The sequence below is a fragment of the Thermococcus alcaliphilus genome (assembly GCF_024054535.1).
GTDB lineage: Archaea > Methanobacteriota_B > Thermococci > Thermococcales > Thermococcaceae > Thermococcus_A > Thermococcus_A alcaliphilus.
The window spans coordinates 46230-60302 of record NZ_JAMXLV010000023.1 but is presented as its reverse complement, the minus strand read 5'-3'; the positions used below and the strand labels follow the sequence as shown (position 1 = coordinate 60302).

The window sequence follows — 14073 nt, the reverse complement described above, 5'->3', positions numbered from 1 at the left end:
ATGGACCCTTTAGAGCTAATGACTGCAGCATCAAAAAGGGTAACTCCAACGCTCCTTAACTATGAGATAGGCAGCGATATCGAGAGCGTGCTTTACCACTTAATAAAGAGACTGAGAGGGGAGTACGAGGAGCTTGTAGTAATCTCTTTTCAAGATGCATATGTTTCCGTCTTAAAGTACCTGAAGTCGGTGTACAAAGATGCTAACGAGGTCTTTAAAGATGCATACCTAATATCTGTGAATCCATTTCTTGAAGAGGAACTAAATCCAAATCTTCTCATCAAAACAAAGGATGCTGAGATTATTGTAGGCAGAACTAGGTCAAATTTGGGCACAAAAAGCAATACTCTATTCCTTGTTTTGGGTCTCGATCTCTACGGAGTCAAATATCCCGATGAGCTTGTCGTAATCATTCCAGCACTCATTAGGGTTCTCTCGAAGGGTAAAAACAATAACATCCTTATAACCTTCAATGTCAAAATATTCCCAGAAAACATCGTGGAAATAGTAAACAGTTTCTCCCTTAACCTCTTCAAGTTTGGAATAGAGGTTAAAGAAAATGAAATTAAAAGAAAGCTCACAGTAATTAGAAGTGCCTTCGTCGAGTACAACCTGAGGTCATGGTATTATACAATCACTCCCAACAGGATTGTTTTCTTGCCAGCAACTTCAGAGCCTGATCTACTCTAAACTCCCTACAATCTTGTCCCATATCTTCTCTGCCAGCTCCTTTTTGCTCATTAGTGGGAATTTCTCATAACCTTCTTTGGTTACCCAGTAGACTTCGTTCACTTCACTCTCGAAGGCAACCTCTCCCCTGTTAGCTATTACCACATCGCTCTTCGCCTTTTCTATTTGCTTCCTTGCCTGCTCGATTAGCTCTTCTTCACTAACACCGTATTCCGCTTTGAAACCCACCAAAAAGACATCAGGTTGGATTTCCTTGACCCTCTGGATTATCTTCGGCGTTGGGACGAGCTCGAGAACTAAGGACTGACCGCTCTTTATCTTCTTCCTCGCTTTCTCCTTAGGGGTGAAGTCGCTAACAGCTGCTGCTAAAACCACAACATCGTATTTTTTACTTGAAAGTTCTTTCTCTATAGCTTCAAGCATCTCTTCAACGGTTTCAACTTCAATCTGATTCTCCACAAAACTTGGCACACTTCCTTTGGTTTTTATGAGGGTCACTTCAGCTCCTCTAAAATCAGCCTCTTCAGCAATAGCCACCCCCATCTTTCCACTGCTCCGGTTTGTAATAAACCTTATCGGGTCGATGTATTCTCTCGTTGCCCCAGCAGTTACGAGAACTCTTTTCCCAACAAGATCCTTCTTGTGGAGCTTTTTAATCACGCGATAAACAATCTCATCGATGCTTGCTACCTTGGCTTTTCCCTCTTCAAATCTCGGCCCGATAAACTCGACTCCAAGCTTTTTGAGCTTCTCTATGTTCTCCTTAACTATTGGATGATCGTACATTGTCGAGTGCATTGCTGGAGCAATCATTATTGGTGTATGGGCAAAGGCAGTTGTTACTACTGTAGTGACGGGAGTATCGTCAATTCCGCAGGCTATTTTTGAAATAGTGTTGGCTGTTGCGGGGCATACCAAAACTAAATCTGCCTTGTTCTCATGCTCTCCAGCAAGCTCAACATGTTCAACAAAACCCGTGATCTCCGTGATAACCTTGTTGCCTGTGGCAAACTCCATGGCATAAGGATGAATTATCTTCTGAGCATTTTCACTCATAACCGCATGAACTTCAGCTCCATGCCTTATGAGCTCTCTCGCAAGCTTGACACACTCCACAGCCGCTATGCTTCCCGGTATGGCGAGTACTATCTTCTTTCCAACAAGTTTCCGGCTCTTTGTTGCATATATAAGCTTTACGTGATGAAGCATTTCACTCACCGAGAAAGTTTGGAAGGGAGAATATTTAAGGTTGCTGTTTTAGAGGATCTTTTTAAACTCCCTCTGCAGGAGAAAAGCATGCTTTTCTTCTAGGGCTCTTTCATCAACTACAAGGACAAGAACCGAGTTTTTAAGGAGAATTTGATCTTTCAAATTAACGAGGAATCTAAAAACAGGCTCAAACCCGTTCTCCAGGATAAGGTATTCAATTCCATCAATAATCAAGGCATCTTCGCTTGTAACTGTCGTCACCGCCCAGTGAAGAATCTTTTCAAGGTGAGTTGGGCTGACTGCATTCTCTTTTCTCACTTTGCTCAACCACACAAAGGGGAGCTCATACTTCTCGAAAAGGTGAGGATTTCTAACGACTGCTACCGGCTTCCTATCTCTAAGAACCTCAGTGACGAGGTGATCAATGTCAAGCGAAGGATAGAGGTATGCACCAGGAGGAAGCTGCTTATCACTCACCTTTTGCTTATCCTTAGAAACGAAAATCTCAAGAAAGTTCTTCAGTATTCCAAAAGCAAACGGAATATAGAAAAGAACAAGGTAAGTGTCCTCCCCGATGACATCTTTCGCAACAAATAACATTGCAAAATTAATGCTCATCATGGCGGCTTTAGTTACGGTAAAGAGCTTTATAAAATTGTTGTTAATAAATTTTTAATGAACTGGATTAGTAACAAGAATTAAAACGATGCACAAACCTACTCTTCCCTCACAGCATCTTCTTCGAACTTCTTTATTTCTTCTCTTGTCCCCACCCACACAACTATAACAGGCTCAACCGTTATCATGCCGTCCTTTATCATTGGCTTTATCTCGTTTATAGCCCTCTCTATCATGTGCCCCCTGTCCACGGCCTCAATTATTATCGGCAGATCCGTGGAGAGCCTCAGAACATCACTTGAGTGAACCTTGCTCTTTTTTCCAAAACCGTAGATACCCCTATAAACAGTTGCCCCAGCAAGTCCCATCTCCCTCAGTTTTTCTACTATTGCCTTATAAAGTGGTCTTCCATGCCAGGTATCGCTTTCCCCTATGTAAATTTTCATTCTCAGAGTATTCCAGTGTTCAATCTCTACCATCCTTTCACCTCCTTGCAAGAAGGAATCCCAAAAACACTAAGCTTATAGTCATTATAACGTTTGCCGAGATGTTTAGGAGGGCAAGAAAATGCTCCCTTTCCCTTAAAAGGCTGAAAGTCTCGTATGAAAAAGTCGAGAATGTGCTCAAGCCACCGCAGAATCCAGTTCCAAAGAAAGCCCTCCAGTTGGGAGAAACCTCATAACCGAAGAAGATTAGTCCATATAAATAACCAAGCAGAAAGCTGGCTATGCTGTTCACCAATAGAGTTCCTACGGGAAAATCTTTGTAAACTGGGAGTAAGCCTGCAACGCCATAGCGTATTATTGCTCCCAGCATTCCCCCAACGCCAACTGCCAAGAGGATTTTAGTGTTCATTTTTTCCTGCCTCCTATTCCTAAGTATTTATCCACAAGGCATTCTATGTCTTCCCCAATAGTCTTTTCCCCTCTCAACTTTCTATCTGCATTGTAACCCATTATCTGCATTGAAATCATCCGATTAGCGTTCCATGCTTCGTGTATTTTGTAAACGAGTGAGGCAAACAATGCTCTTAATCTCAACTCGTCGCTTTCGTCAATATCCAAGTAAAGCTCTGTCAGAGCTTCAAAACTCTTCCCAGTTAGCTCACTAAGCGCATTTAAAAGCTTTTTCTGATCGGCTATTATCTCCTTGTACTTTTCATAGAGCATGTGCACATCACGTTTAAGCTTCTCCATTATCTCACAACCCTAGGTAGTAACGGATGAGCTTTTCTATCGACGTGTAGTCCTTTTCTTCTCTTCTTAGAACTTTCCTGAGTCTTTTATTTTCAGCTATCAGCCCGGAAAGCTGTATTGCCAGATTTTTATTGTCTGCAGCAATCCCATAAGAAGTGAACTTCAGCGATGCCCATTTTCCTTCAATCTCATAAAGTTTCTGCTGGAGCTGGTTAACCTCCTCTTTGAGCTTCTCTATATCTCCTTCGGGCTCTTCTAGAAAATCTCCTCTCAAAATTATCTTGATGCTCTCTTCCACTCTGAACCCGTACTTCTCACTATAGTGCTGAATTTTCTTAAATACATCATCTGGAATCTCAAGAACTACCCTTCTCCACTTATTGCCTGCAGTTAAAATGATTCTCATGCTTTTTCCTCCAACTCTTTTCTGAGCTCTTTGTTTTCTCTACTTATCATTTCCCTTAGTTTCATCATCACTTCCTTATCGGATCTGGCCCGTTCAATAAAAAGCAGCAACTGCTCATAATGTTCCTCAATTTCTTCCAGTCTTTTCGCAAGGTGCTCTTTTTTCTCACTTAGGAACTTGAACTGAAGGGCTTCCAAAGTTGCTTCGAGTTTGTCCAACTGGTAAAATCTTTTCTGTACATCTTCTTTTTGCCGTTTTATCTTTTTGAATTCTTCCTTTGAAATTCTAATCTCCACGGCCAACTAAAATCCCTCCAAAAATGCCCCGTCTTCTCTCTTTTTACGAAGTTTACCCCTAGCGGAAGGCCTTTCAAGCTCTCAATAGCCAGTAGGACTGCTAAGGCTTCCTTTTGAGTGGGCGCTTCCCTAGAGCGGTAGTCAAACTTCTCAATGAACTTTCTCATTTTTTCCCTGATGCCCTCAAGTTTTTCAATTTGAATCTCTCTTAAAGACTCAATCAGGGAAGTATCCTCTCCAAGAAGGGAATTAATTAGCTCATAATGTCTTTTACACAAGACTGCCTCCGAATTTTTATAATCCTCGAGAAGTTCATTCAAACGCTCTGCAAATGTTTCTACAACATCGTGCTCCTTCTCCTTTACAGCCTTACAGAGATAGCATTCTTTCTCTTCAATCTTCTCCCCCTTCTGTAAGCTTTTAAGATACAATGAGAGCATATGTTCATATATTACAGCTATTCCAAGTCCTCCATAAAGTGGATTTGATGATGCAATCTCCTTTAGCTTCCATGCATGATATGGACAGAGACCAAGGCTTTCTGCAAATTTTTCTCTAACGAAGGGATCATTTACATGCTCGTAGAGAATGGTCTCTATGGAGCTCTTTTCATATTTGTCCAACAAGTAGCATACAGGACAGCCAGCCCTGCCAAGAGCTTCTTTGAGGTATACGCCTATAATGTCCATTATTCCCGCCTCTAAAAAAGTAATTAAAAGTTCAGAAGATCATCAAGTGTCCTCAAAGCTCTGTAGGTGTTCTGGAAGTTTGAAATCCCCATCTCAAGACTCCTTCTAAAGCCCCCATTGGGATTTTGAAGGGCTCTTATGAACCTTATGTGAGGTTCTATGTACCGAGGTTTTTCGTTAATAAGCCTCAAGCCCCTAACCGCATAGAATGTCGGCTCCAGGTAAGGCGGAAGAGAGTAAGGTACCTCAGTAAAGCCACCGTAAACTTCGCACCTGTGGAAGTGTCTCGTCTTTGGAATTGGATATCCCAGTGCATTGAGTGAAAAGATCGCTTGATAAGTCATGGTTGTTGTTGCCTGCGTTACTCCATACCCGTCCCCTTTTCTAAAGCTTTCAATGAAGTCCCTTATCTTTCTTCTCTCCTCAGAAGAAACTTTGTAATCTATTGCTTTAAAAGCCCTAAGCACCCAGTAGGTTGCTTCAAGTGGTGTTGCAGTTCCGAATTCTTCGCTCCCCCCAAGACCAACGGCAAATTTGCCTTCAAGGGGTTTATATTTCTCAAAGACCAGTGAAAGTCCTTCTTTTGCGAGGTCTTTTGCCCCTAGAATTGCGAGCCCTTCAATTGCCATAGCTATTGCGACAACAGCCTGTTGGGGTTTTAGTGAATTATAGAGGAACTCTACGGTTTTTTCTTTCTCTGGAATTTCAATGTCCAGCAAATCATAGATTTTAACCGCATAGTAGGTGTCATTTACGTTTGTCTCATTTAGCAGGGAAACAAAGCAATAGCCACCGTCTTCGTGCCTTCTATCTTCAATATACTTTAAAACTGACCTAAGATCTACATAGTTCTCTAGCTTCGAGCCCATTCTACCGCCTCCTAAAGTTTTAGCGGAGAACAGGCGTCATCAGCCCTTAGCGGGCGGTTCGGGCTCGAAGCCCCGGGCGGACGCCATCGCCCAAAGGCAAATTCTTAGGTAATTTTATAAGCTTTTCTTTTGGAAAGATAAAATAATAAGCAAGCGAGTGGTGAGACATGGAGCTTGTTGGATTCGTCCACGTTGGCAACACATTCAACGAAAAGGTGATCGCCGGAGCTTACAGGAGAGTTAACAACTATTTTAAATCAAAAAACCTTCCAATAAGGCTTGTTTATCTTGGAGAAGTTGAATTGGGCCCCGGTTATCTCGTTAATATCCACACGGATGGTGGGAGTGTTAAGGGGTACCCCCTGGAGGGAATTACCGAACTTTTGCATGCGAAACTTATACATGCTCAAGAAGAGCTTTTTGAGAAGAAGAAGGCAAGGGCGGAAAAGAACAATAGTTCCGAAGAAGAGGTTACCATGAACAAGATATTCGGAATAGTGAACTTCCCCATAGTTTCGAGAAATCCCTACCTAGATTTTTATGAGAAATTTTTGGGGATTCAGCAGGATTTCCACGAACTAAAGGTCATGGTTCTTTCAATAAAACCTTTTGAATCTGAAAACAAGAAACTTTTTGAGGATAGACTTTTCAAAGGGATTTTACACGAAATAGGGCACGCTTTCGGATTAAATCACTGTCAAGAGGACTGCGTTATGAATCCCCCAAAGGTCATTGCCGAATGGGACTTAAGAAGGGACGATTTCTGTGAGAAGTGCTTTTTGGAGCTGAAAAGAAATGTTAGAGGGAAAACGGATTAGCATTGTTATTCCAGCTTACAATGAGGCAAAAAGAATTGGAAAGGTTCTCTCAAAAATCCCGGAGTTCGTTGATGAGGTTATTGTTGTGGACGATGGGAGCAGAGACAACACTTCAGAGGTCGCAAAAAGTTATGGAGCAAAGGTAATCCGACTTGAGGAAAATCAAGGCAAAGGAGTGGCAATGAGAGAAGGGATCAAGAATGTAAGCGGAGACATTGTGGTTTTTATGGATGCAGATGGTCAGCATAATCCAGAGGAAATTGAGAAGCTCCTCTATCCGATTTTGAGGGGAGAGGCAGACTTTGTTATAGGCTCTCGGCTGATAAAGGCACAAGGAAAAAGACCGCTTATAAGAAAGATAAGCAACTTTCTGAGCACTGGCTTAATAAAGCTCAAGCTGGGTATTGATGTGAGGGACACTCAAAGCGGATTTAGAGCCATCAAAAGGGAATTCCTACCGGGAATAGAGAGCAAAAGATATGAAGTTGAGACGGAGGTTTTAATAAAAGCCGTGAAAATGGGAGCGAGGGTTAAGGAAGTCCCGGTGGAGAGAATCTATGGGGTTGAGACGGGCCATTTCAGGTTTGAAGACGTTTTGAGGTTCATCCACTCCCTTATCAAGTACTGAGGTGAGTATATGGAGAGAGCAATATTTGAAGCGATAAAGCTTGCTGTCACGAAAATTCCCGACGACGTTGTTAAATCCTTGCGAGAGGCCTACGAAAAGGAGGATAACCCAACTGCAAAGTTCAACCTTGAAAACATTTTAAAAGCCGTTGAAATCGGAAAGCGAGAGGGGATCCCAGTATGCCAAGACACCGGGACGGTGACTTTCTTCGTAGAGGCTGGAATCGAAAGCCCGTACCTAAGAGAAATAGAAGAGGCTATAAATTCAGCTCTGGAAAAAGCAACGAAGGAAATTCCGCTTATAGTGGGAATAGACGCTTTTGGGAACTCCTTATACTCTAACCCCCGCTGAGAACGGGCATAACTTTTATCTCATCCCCTTCCTCAACTACTGCATCTCCCTTTGCAGGCTTGCCGTTAATGAAGATTATCTTATCATGGAATTCGTCATACCTCGGGATTAGCTCTCTAAGTATCTCATTCACTGTCTTGGGTCTGTCGAGCTTTACCTCAAGCTCTCTAGCTTTGGCAAGATGAGCAAAAGCCCCCATAAGCCTGATTTTCACCATGTGCATCACCATTAGAAATGAGCCTTGGAAAATTAAAAATTTACTGAAAAAGGAAAGCTCACTCGAGCTTCGTAACCTTCTCAAGCTCTGGGATGACGAACTCAAGGTCAAGTTCCTTGAGTGTCTCTTTCTTTGGAATACCCCTCTCGTCCCAGCCTCTGAGCTTGTAGTATTCTGAAAGTAGAGCATCGTACTTGTCCTTCTTCAAGTGCTGGCCTTTGTATGGGCCGCTCTTAAGGCCTTCTTTGAACCATCTCTCTGGTGGATAGTCCATTTCTCTGCTCCAGTTGCCGTTGAATTCCCTAACCCAGTATGCCCTCATGAGAGCATAAACCCTATCGGCTGCCTTGTAGAGGTCGTCCCAGGTGTACTTAACACCGGTGATTGCTTCGAGAAGCTTTGGATAGTAGTCCAAGCTTAGGCCAACTTCAACCCATGGCAATCTACAGGCAGTGAGCATCTCGAAGAGACCACCTCTAAGTCTCTGGAGCTCAATAACTTTTGCAGCCTTCTCTGGGTCATAGGTTATCTTGTACTCAACCTTCTGGGCCTTTTCACCTTCAATTGGTGCTGTACCGATCTCCCATGCAATAACCCATGCTTCCTTGTGGTGGGCACCGATTGCGCTCGTTCCATACGCCAAAGCCATTGCCGGGTAGATGTAACAGTTATAACCGCTGACCTCAAGACCTTTTACGTGCATTGCAAAGTCCTTTGCACCGAGCTTCTCGCTCATTGCTTTGACACCCTCAGCGGCAAAGTTTCCGAGCTCTCCTCTTCTATAGGCGATGTCTAAGGCAAGTTGCTTGGCCTTCTTGAAATCGCCAAATTCTGGAGCATCGTCATCTTTTATTATGCCCTTCTCCTTAGCTTCCATCACATAGGATATTGAAACTCCAAGCGAAATCGTGTCAAGCCCCATCTCATCTGCAATTCTGTTGAGAACTGAGACCTCGTTAAGCTTTCCTATGCCGAGATTTGAACCTAGCAAAGCAACGTTTTCATAGTCAAGTTCACTTTCTCTACCTTCTGCATCAAGAACCACGTTTCCACAAGGCATGTTACAGTATGGGCAACCTCTCTGGTTGACCTTCATTCCTTCCATTGTGTAACCGTCTATTGAACGGGCAAACTCAAAGCTTCCGTCGCTGAAGTTCCTTGTTGGTAATGCAGAGTTCTCATTCGTCCATTCCACAGCGGCCATTGTTCCCTGTCTGTGCCAGAACGGATAACCGGGAGAGTCGCGAATTGCATTATAAGCCTCTTGTGAAAGCTTCCTAAGCTTCTCCTTGTCAGCAACTGGGATTTCTTTGGTACCCTTAATGACAACCGCCTTGAGCTTCTTACTACCCATTACCGCACCCATACCGGGCCTTCCAGCTGCCCTTCCTTCTTGGGAGATAACAACGGCATATTTAACGAGGTTCTCTCCACCGGGGCCTATGCTCAGAACACCCACGTTCTTACCGTGTATCTCCTTGAGCTCTTTTTCTGTCTCAAAGGTAGTTTTGCCCCAGAGACCCTCGGCACTGAGAATGCTCACGTTGTCGTCCTCGATGTAGAGATAGACGGGCTTTTTGGCCTTTCCTTCAACGACAAGGGCATCATAGCCGGCTTTTCTTAAATGCACGGTGGCCATTGTTCCGAGGTTACCATCGCCATAACCACCGGTCAGGGGGCTCTTGGCAGCTATAACCATCTTTCCACCGCTTGGTGTTGGGAGACCGTTAAATGGACCACTTGCAAAAACTAACTTGTTTTCTGGCCCAAGAGGATCTACGTTCTTTGCTTCATTCCAAAGAATCCAGGCTGCTAGACCTCTACCACCAATAAAATTCTTTGCAACTTCCGGAGAATATTCCTGCACCCAGACTTTGTTGTTGGTTAAATCAACCCTTAGGATTCTTCCCCACCAACCTTTCATAGAAGATCACCAAAGTTCATTAATGCTTGAATTTTAATAAAGGTTTTGGGTTCATAAAATAGTTTAATTGACGTAAACCAAGAAAACAGCCTTATTTAACGACTATTGCTTAAATAAGCTTTTTTGTTTAGCATAGTCTTTCGAAGAATCTTTGAGAAAAGGGAGATGCTATCGAAGATTAATCATTCAACAAAGGAAGTATTTCAGGGCTACATTCGGAGAGGTTTAAACTTTTAATAGTTCATGTGCTATTATTAATCGATGGTCATGTGGTTTAGGCGGGTAGAACTCGATGAAGTTAAACGAGCAAAAGATGCATTACCCCATTACTTTTCAATCTTAAGCGGAGAAGAAAAGCCAAATTTCTTCTATTCAAAGCAGGTAGAGGTTAATTTCGGAGAAGATGAGGATCTTGAGAGTCTGTGGGAAACACACGAAGAAGGCATGGGAAAGTTGAGAGAGAACGATTTAAAAGAGAATCCCAAAAAGAGCCTCCTCGATTTAAAAGCCCTGATAGCGTATAAAATGCTTGAAAGCTGTGAGCTGTGCGAGTTCAAATGCCACGCAAATAGATTTGAAGAGATCGGCTACTGCAGAGTGAAAGAAAGTTTAGTGGCGAGTGATTTTCTCCACATAGGGGAGGAGCCAGAGCTCGTGCCGTCTTATACAGTCTTCTTTTCCGGGTGCAACTTTAGGTGCGTCTTCTGTCAGAACTGGGACATAAGCCAATACCGCGTAGGCTTGAGGTATTCTCCCAAGGAGATGGCCGTTAAGATAGCGGTAGCCTATGCTGAGGGGGCGAAGAACGTTAACTTCGTTGGTGGCGAGCCAACTCCAAACCTTCCTTTTATCCTTGAGACTCTAAAGTATGTCAAAGTTCCGATTCCGGTAGTGTGGAATTCCAACATGTACATGAGCGAAAAAAGCATGAAACTTTTGGATGGGATTGTCGATGTTTATCTTGGGGACTTCAAATGGGGCAACGATGAAGATGCACTTAAATACTCAAAAGCTCCCAGATACTGGGAAACAGTTACAAGGAACTTTTTACTAGCTAAAAAACACTACAAAGCCGAGTTTTTGATAAGGCATCTTGTAATGCCGGGTCATTTAGAGTGCTGCACAAGGCCAATTTTAGAGTGGATAAGCGAAAATCTCGGCAGGAATGTTAGGGTCAATGTAATGTTCCAATACCGTCCAGAGTACAGGGCTCATGAATATCCCGAAATTGATAGAAGGCTCACAAACGATGAGATGCTTAAAGCGGCTGAACTGGTGAAAGAATTCGGATTAAAGAACGCACTGGTGGGATAAATGCAGGTTACATCTGGAGTTTCCACAAAATGGGTTTTGATTCTTTTTCTGCTGTTTTTCATTCTCTTCGGCTTGAAAACACTCTTAGAAGAATATTTGGAACGAAAAGGGGGAAATAAATGCCCATTCCGCTGAGAGAAGTTACAGATAAACAGCTTATAGGAGCAATACTAAGCGTGATAGTGATTTATCTAATCTTTCGCATCTATACCCGCTGGTACTCCCAATACCTAAAGAAAAAGGAGAAAGAACTTGAGGAAAACGAAAAATTGGAGAGCTTTACTAACCTCCCGCCCTAGACTTCATCAAGACGTTCATGAACTTCTCGATTTCCTCGTTGCTTCCATCAATGATTATCTCCCATCTGGGCATTCCAAAATAGGCCTCAGCTTCTCGGATTTTTATATCAACCCTTGCCTTGGAGCTCTCCTTGATTTTAAGTATCTCCTCGGGAGGAATTACGGTTATCAGTTTTCTTCTCATGAAGAAAGTTAAGAGGATGGCTTTAAAATATCTTTCGAATTCCAGAAAACTTAATTAATCCCAGATGGAAAAAGAAAATGGTGAGAGAAATGGAGCTTCCCTCTCATAAGACAAAGATAATTGCCACGATAGGGCCGGCTTCTAAGCAAAAAGAGACCATAAAAAAGATGATAAAAGCTGGAATGAGTGTTGCGAGGATAAACTTCTCCCATGGAACCCTTGAAGAGCACGCAAAGACCATTGAGACAGTGAGAGATGTCGCCGAGAAATTGGAAAGGAGAGTTGCAATTTTAGGGGATTTGCCAGGATTAAAAATGCGAGTGGGAAAGATAAAAGGGGACTCCGTAACCCTAAGAAAGGGAGATAAAGTTGTGCTTACGACGAGAGACGTCGAAGGTGACGAAACAACTATTCCAGTTGAGTTTAAAGACTTACCAAAGCTGGTTTCAAAAGGTGATACCATATACCTGAGCGACGGCTACATAATGCTGAGGGTTGAGGAAGTCAGAGAAAATGAGGTCGAATGTGTTGTAGTGAACGGGGGGATACTGTTCTCCCATAAGGGGATAAACATTCCAAAAGCGAATCTCCCGATAGAGGCAATAACTCCAAGGGACTTTGAGATAATAGAGTTCGCAATTGAACATGGGGTAGATGCTATAGGTCTATCTTTTGTAGGTTCGGTTTATGATGTGCTCAAAGTAAAGAGCTTTCTTGAAAAGAAAAATGCAGATCTCTTCGTGATTGCGAAAATAGAGAGACCTGACGCTGTGAGGAACTTCGATGAAATTCTAAACGCTGCTGATGGAATAATGATAGCGAGGGGCGATCTTGGCGTTGAAATGCCGATTGAAAAGCTCCCTATAATGCAGAAACAGCTTATAAAAAAGACCAATTTAGCAGCAAAGCCGGTAATAACTGCCACCCAAATGCTCGTCTCAATGACCACCGAACGGATACCCAAAAGGGCAGAGGTAACAGATGTCGCGAATGCGATACTCGACGGAACTGATGCGGTGATGCTCTCTGAAGAGACTGCCATAGGAAAGTATCCCGTTGAAGCGGTGGAAATGATGGCAAAGATAGCTAAGACAACGGAGGAGTATAGGGAATCCCTAGGTTATTCCAGATTGCGCGCTTGGATTGACTCGTTACCAAAAAGAAGCACTATAAAAGAAGCGATAACACGTAGTGTTATAGATGCTCTTTGTGCCATAGACATAAAATACATCCTAACCCCCACAAGGACCGGGCTAACTCCAAGGCTAATATCCCGCTTCAAACCGAAACAGTGGATTTTAGCTTTTTCAAGCAGTGAGAGGGTCTGCAACAACTTAGCCTTTTCCTATGGCGTTTATTCATTCTGCATGGAGGAGAACTTTAACGAAAAGGACATAATAATGCTGGTAAAGGGATTGGGAATAGTCAAAGAAGATGATACAGTGCTTTTAACAGAGGGAAGACCAATAGGAAAGACCGTGGGGACAAATACAATGCGTATCTTCCAAATCCCTTAAACCTCTTCAAACCTTATTCCCTTTTCCTCCATGAATTTCTTTGCTCTTTCAATTTCCTCCTCTGATTCTCCAAAGAGAATTATTCCAATGTATTTCCCAAAGCCCTTTGGAGATGAGTGTATCTTTATCCTGAACTTGCTCAACGTTTCATTTAATATTGGAGCAAGCTTCGATTCGTCTGTTATCTCTGCTAGAAGCTTTTTTTGAATGAACACTCTCCTTCCAAGTCTGGGAAGCACTTCGTTTTCAAGCATTGCCTTCATTTCTCTTGGCATTCCGGGGAGGACAAATATTTTTGTGTTTTCATAACTCAAAAAAGCGCCTGGAGCAGCCCCAACGGGGTTGTTGAGCATCTCGGCTCCCTTTGGTAGGTACGCCATCTTTTTACGTGCCTCATTAATTTCCGGATCATCTATAAAGCCCTTCTTATAGAGATCCAAGTAAAATTCCTCAATTCTCCTGAGGGCATCTTCCCTTAATTCCAATTCAACGCCAAGAGCTTTGGCAACTGCAATCATCGTAACATCGTCGTGTGTTGGACCTAACCCCCCAGCTATTATCAAGACTTCTGGCTTTCGGGAGAGAGCCTCTCTGATCACGCTTTTTATGTCCTCAACATCATCCCCAACGGTTGTTATTCTCTTTACCCAATATCCCCTTTCCGTGAGCTTTTGAGCTATAAACGCGGAGTTGCTGTCAACGGTGTTGCCGGTCAGCAGTTCATCTCCTATGGTGATTATCTCAGCAAACATCTTCACCACCATAGTTCAATTGTGTTTCCGAGGATTTAATCTTTCTCTTGATAGCACCGAAAGTTTTTCGCCATAAGATTTATAAAGCATGAAAAT

Annotated in this window: 20 protein-coding genes and 1 riboswitch; of the genes, 7 read left to right on the top strand and 13 right to left on the bottom strand. The window is 42.9% G+C overall.

Going from position 1 to position 14073, the window contains the following annotated elements; all coding sequences use genetic code 11:
- Entirely contained in the window at positions 1-690 is a 690-nt protein-coding gene (locus tag NF859_RS08955; protein ID WP_252743940.1) for a hypothetical protein, read from the top strand.
- Here NF859_RS08955 and coaBC read toward each other — a convergent pair.
- From coaBC to NF859_RS08910, 9 genes are all read right to left on the bottom strand, one after another.
- Positions 682-1899 (bottom strand): bifunctional phosphopantothenoylcysteine decarboxylase/phosphopantothenate--cysteine ligase CoaBC, encoded by a 1218-nt coding sequence (coaBC, locus tag NF859_RS08950; RefSeq protein ID WP_252744046.1) that lies wholly within the window; start codon positions 1897-1899, stop codon positions 682-684. The genes NF859_RS08955 and coaBC overlap by 9 nt on opposite strands.
- Before the next feature lie 48 nt (positions 1900-1947).
- Entirely contained in the window at positions 1948-2520 is a 573-nt protein-coding gene (locus NF859_RS08945) for a DUF835 domain-containing protein (protein WP_252743939.1), read from the bottom strand.
- A gap of 95 nt (positions 2521-2615) precedes the next feature.
- Positions 2616-2996, bottom strand: coding sequence for a DUF190 domain-containing protein (locus NF859_RS08940; protein WP_087036546.1), 381 nt, complete (start codon positions 2994-2996; stop codon positions 2616-2618).
- Positions 2997-3000: 4 nt separating this feature from the next.
- Positions 3001-3372: a fluoride efflux transporter CrcB gene (gene crcB, locus NF859_RS08935; protein WP_252743938.1), complete on the bottom strand. Its 372-nt coding sequence runs from the start codon at positions 3370-3372 to the stop codon at positions 3001-3003.
- The gene (locus tag NF859_RS08930) at positions 3369-3713 is read right to left on the bottom strand and encodes a hypothetical protein (protein WP_252743937.1); all 345 of its coding nucleotides are present in this window, start codon (positions 3711-3713) and stop codon (positions 3369-3371) included. The genes crcB and NF859_RS08930 overlap by 4 nt, the downstream gene beginning before the upstream one ends.
- 4 nt (positions 3714-3717) lie before the next feature.
- A complete protein-coding gene (locus NF859_RS08925; RefSeq protein ID WP_252743936.1) occupies positions 3718-4119 on the bottom strand; it encodes a hypothetical protein in 402 nt (133 codons plus the stop codon).
- Positions 4116-4337, bottom strand: a complete 222-nt coding sequence (locus NF859_RS08920) for a hypothetical protein (RefSeq protein WP_252743935.1) — start codon at positions 4335-4337, stop codon at positions 4116-4118. The genes NF859_RS08925 and NF859_RS08920 overlap by 4 nt, the downstream gene beginning before the upstream one ends.
- 38 nt (positions 4338-4375) lie before the next feature.
- Positions 4376-5104: a DUF6062 family protein gene (locus NF859_RS08915; RefSeq protein ID WP_252743934.1), complete on the bottom strand. Its 729-nt coding sequence runs from the start codon at positions 5102-5104 to the stop codon at positions 4376-4378.
- Positions 5105-5127: 23 nt separating this feature from the next.
- On the bottom strand, positions 5128-5973 hold the full coding sequence (locus tag NF859_RS08910) for a prenyltransferase/squalene oxidase repeat-containing protein (RefSeq protein ID WP_252743933.1): 846 nt from the start codon (positions 5971-5973) through the stop codon (positions 5128-5130).
- A 23-nt stretch (positions 5974-5996) separates the two neighbouring features.
- Positions 5997-6073: riboswitch (Fluoride riboswitch) on the bottom strand.
- A 67-nt stretch (positions 6074-6140) separates the two neighbouring features.
- Between NF859_RS08910 and NF859_RS08905 the strand changes: the two genes are divergently transcribed.
- From NF859_RS08905 to NF859_RS08895, 3 genes are read left to right on the top strand one after another with little or no spacing between them, the layout of a single operon-like run.
- Positions 6141-6791, top strand: a complete 651-nt coding sequence (locus tag NF859_RS08905) for a zinc metalloprotease (protein ID WP_252743932.1) — start codon at positions 6141-6143, stop codon at positions 6789-6791.
- Complete coding sequence (locus NF859_RS08900) at positions 6769-7419, top strand: glycosyltransferase family 2 protein (protein ID WP_252743931.1); 651 nt, start codon at positions 6769-6771, stop codon at positions 7417-7419. The genes NF859_RS08905 and NF859_RS08900 overlap by 23 nt, the downstream gene beginning before the upstream one ends.
- A 9-nt stretch (positions 7420-7428) precedes the next feature.
- Positions 7429-7770, top strand: a complete 342-nt coding sequence (locus tag NF859_RS08895) for a fumarate hydratase (RefSeq protein WP_353936095.1) — start codon at positions 7429-7431, stop codon at positions 7768-7770.
- Here NF859_RS08895 and NF859_RS08890 read toward each other — a convergent pair.
- Entirely contained in the window at positions 7757-7987 is a 231-nt protein-coding gene (locus NF859_RS08890; protein ID WP_252744045.1) for a MoaD/ThiS family protein, read from the bottom strand. The genes NF859_RS08895 and NF859_RS08890 overlap by 14 nt on opposite strands.
- 58 nt (positions 7988-8045) lie before the next feature.
- Positions 8046-9911, bottom strand: a complete 1866-nt coding sequence (for, locus tag NF859_RS08885) for a tungsten-containing formaldehyde ferredoxin oxidoreductase (protein WP_252743930.1) — start codon at positions 9909-9911, stop codon at positions 8046-8048.
- Positions 9912-10172: 261 nt separating this feature from the next.
- On the opposite strand from for, the gene NF859_RS08880 reads away from it, so the two are divergent.
- Both NF859_RS08880 and NF859_RS08875 read left to right on the top strand, forming a co-directional pair.
- The gene (locus NF859_RS08880; RefSeq protein WP_252743929.1) at positions 10173-11225 is read left to right on the top strand and encodes a radical SAM protein; all 1053 of its coding nucleotides are present in this window, start codon (positions 10173-10175) and stop codon (positions 11223-11225) included.
- 119 nt (positions 11226-11344) lie between these two features.
- Positions 11345-11524, top strand: a complete 180-nt coding sequence (locus NF859_RS08875; RefSeq protein WP_252743928.1) for a hypothetical protein — start codon at positions 11345-11347, stop codon at positions 11522-11524.
- Here the strand turns inward: NF859_RS08875 and NF859_RS08870 are convergent.
- Positions 11508-11708 (bottom strand): TIGR04140 family protein, encoded by a 201-nt coding sequence (locus NF859_RS08870; RefSeq protein WP_252743927.1) that lies wholly within the window; start codon positions 11706-11708, stop codon positions 11508-11510. The genes NF859_RS08875 and NF859_RS08870 overlap by 17 nt on opposite strands.
- 89 nt (positions 11709-11797) lie before the next feature.
- Here NF859_RS08870 and pyk point away from each other — a divergent pair, with 89 nt between their 5' ends.
- Positions 11798-13225 carry a pyruvate kinase gene (gene pyk / locus NF859_RS08865; protein WP_252744044.1) on the top strand — a complete coding sequence of 476 codons (1428 nt, stop codon included), beginning with the start codon at positions 11798-11800 and terminating at the stop codon, positions 13223-13225.
- On the opposite strand, the gene NF859_RS08860 is transcribed toward pyk, so the two are convergent.
- Positions 13222-13977, bottom strand: coding sequence for a molybdopterin-binding protein (locus NF859_RS08860; protein WP_252744043.1), 756 nt, complete (start codon positions 13975-13977; stop codon positions 13222-13224). The genes pyk and NF859_RS08860 overlap by 4 nt on opposite strands.
- Positions 13978-14073: the final 96 nt, after the last annotated feature.

Coding starts and splice junctions, on each gene's coding strand:
- NF859_RS08945 (WP_252743939.1), bottom strand. CDS start 2,520: ATGATGAGCATTAATTTTGCAATGTTATTTGTTGCGAAAGATGTCATC.
- NF859_RS08890 (WP_252744045.1), bottom strand. CDS start 7,987: ATGGTGAAAATCAGGCTTATGGGGGCTTTTGCTCATCTTGCCAAAGCT.
- NF859_RS08940 (WP_087036546.1), bottom strand. CDS start 2,996: ATGGTAGAGATTGAACACTGGAATACTCTGAGAATGAAAATTTACATA.
- NF859_RS08870 (WP_252743927.1), bottom strand. CDS start 11,708: ATGAGAAGAAAACTGATAACCGTAATTCCTCCCGAGGAGATACTTAAA.
- NF859_RS08905 (WP_252743932.1), top strand. CDS start 6,141: ATGGAGCTTGTTGGATTCGTCCACGTTGGCAACACATTCAACGAAAAG.
- NF859_RS08925 (WP_252743936.1), bottom strand. CDS start 4,119: ATGAGAATCATTTTAACTGCAGGCAATAAGTGGAGAAGGGTAGTTCTT.
- NF859_RS08860 (WP_252744043.1), bottom strand. CDS start 13,977: ATGTTTGCTGAGATAATCACCATAGGAGATGAACTGCTGACCGGCAAC.
- NF859_RS08910 (WP_252743933.1), bottom strand. CDS start 5,973: ATGGGCTCGAAGCTAGAGAACTATGTAGATCTTAGGTCAGTTTTAAAG.
- NF859_RS08875 (WP_252743928.1), top strand. CDS start 11,345: ATGCCCATTCCGCTGAGAGAAGTTACAGATAAACAGCTTATAGGAGCA.
- NF859_RS08915 (WP_252743934.1), bottom strand. CDS start 5,104: ATGGACATTATAGGCGTATACCTCAAAGAAGCTCTTGGCAGGGCTGGC.
- for (WP_252743930.1), bottom strand. CDS start 9,911: ATGAAAGGTTGGTGGGGAAGAATCCTAAGGGTTGATTTAACCAACAAC.
- pyk (WP_252744044.1), top strand. CDS start 11,798: ATGGAGCTTCCCTCTCATAAGACAAAGATAATTGCCACGATAGGGCCG.
- NF859_RS08930 (WP_252743937.1), bottom strand. CDS start 3,713: ATGGAGAAGCTTAAACGTGATGTGCACATGCTCTATGAAAAGTACAAG.
- NF859_RS08900 (WP_252743931.1), top strand. CDS start 6,769: ATGTTAGAGGGAAAACGGATTAGCATTGTTATTCCAGCTTACAATGAG.
- crcB (WP_252743938.1), bottom strand. CDS start 3,372: ATGAACACTAAAATCCTCTTGGCAGTTGGCGTTGGGGGAATGCTGGGA.
- NF859_RS08955 (WP_252743940.1), top strand. CDS start 1: ATGGACCCTTTAGAGCTAATGACTGCAGCATCAAAAAGGGTAACTCCA.
- NF859_RS08880 (WP_252743929.1), top strand. CDS start 10,173: ATGGTCATGTGGTTTAGGCGGGTAGAACTCGATGAAGTTAAACGAGCA.
- NF859_RS08895 (WP_353936095.1), top strand. CDS start 7,429: ATGGAGAGAGCAATATTTGAAGCGATAAAGCTTGCTGTCACGAAAATT.
- coaBC (WP_252744046.1), bottom strand. CDS start 1,899: ATGCTTCATCACGTAAAGCTTATATATGCAACAAAGAGCCGGAAACTT.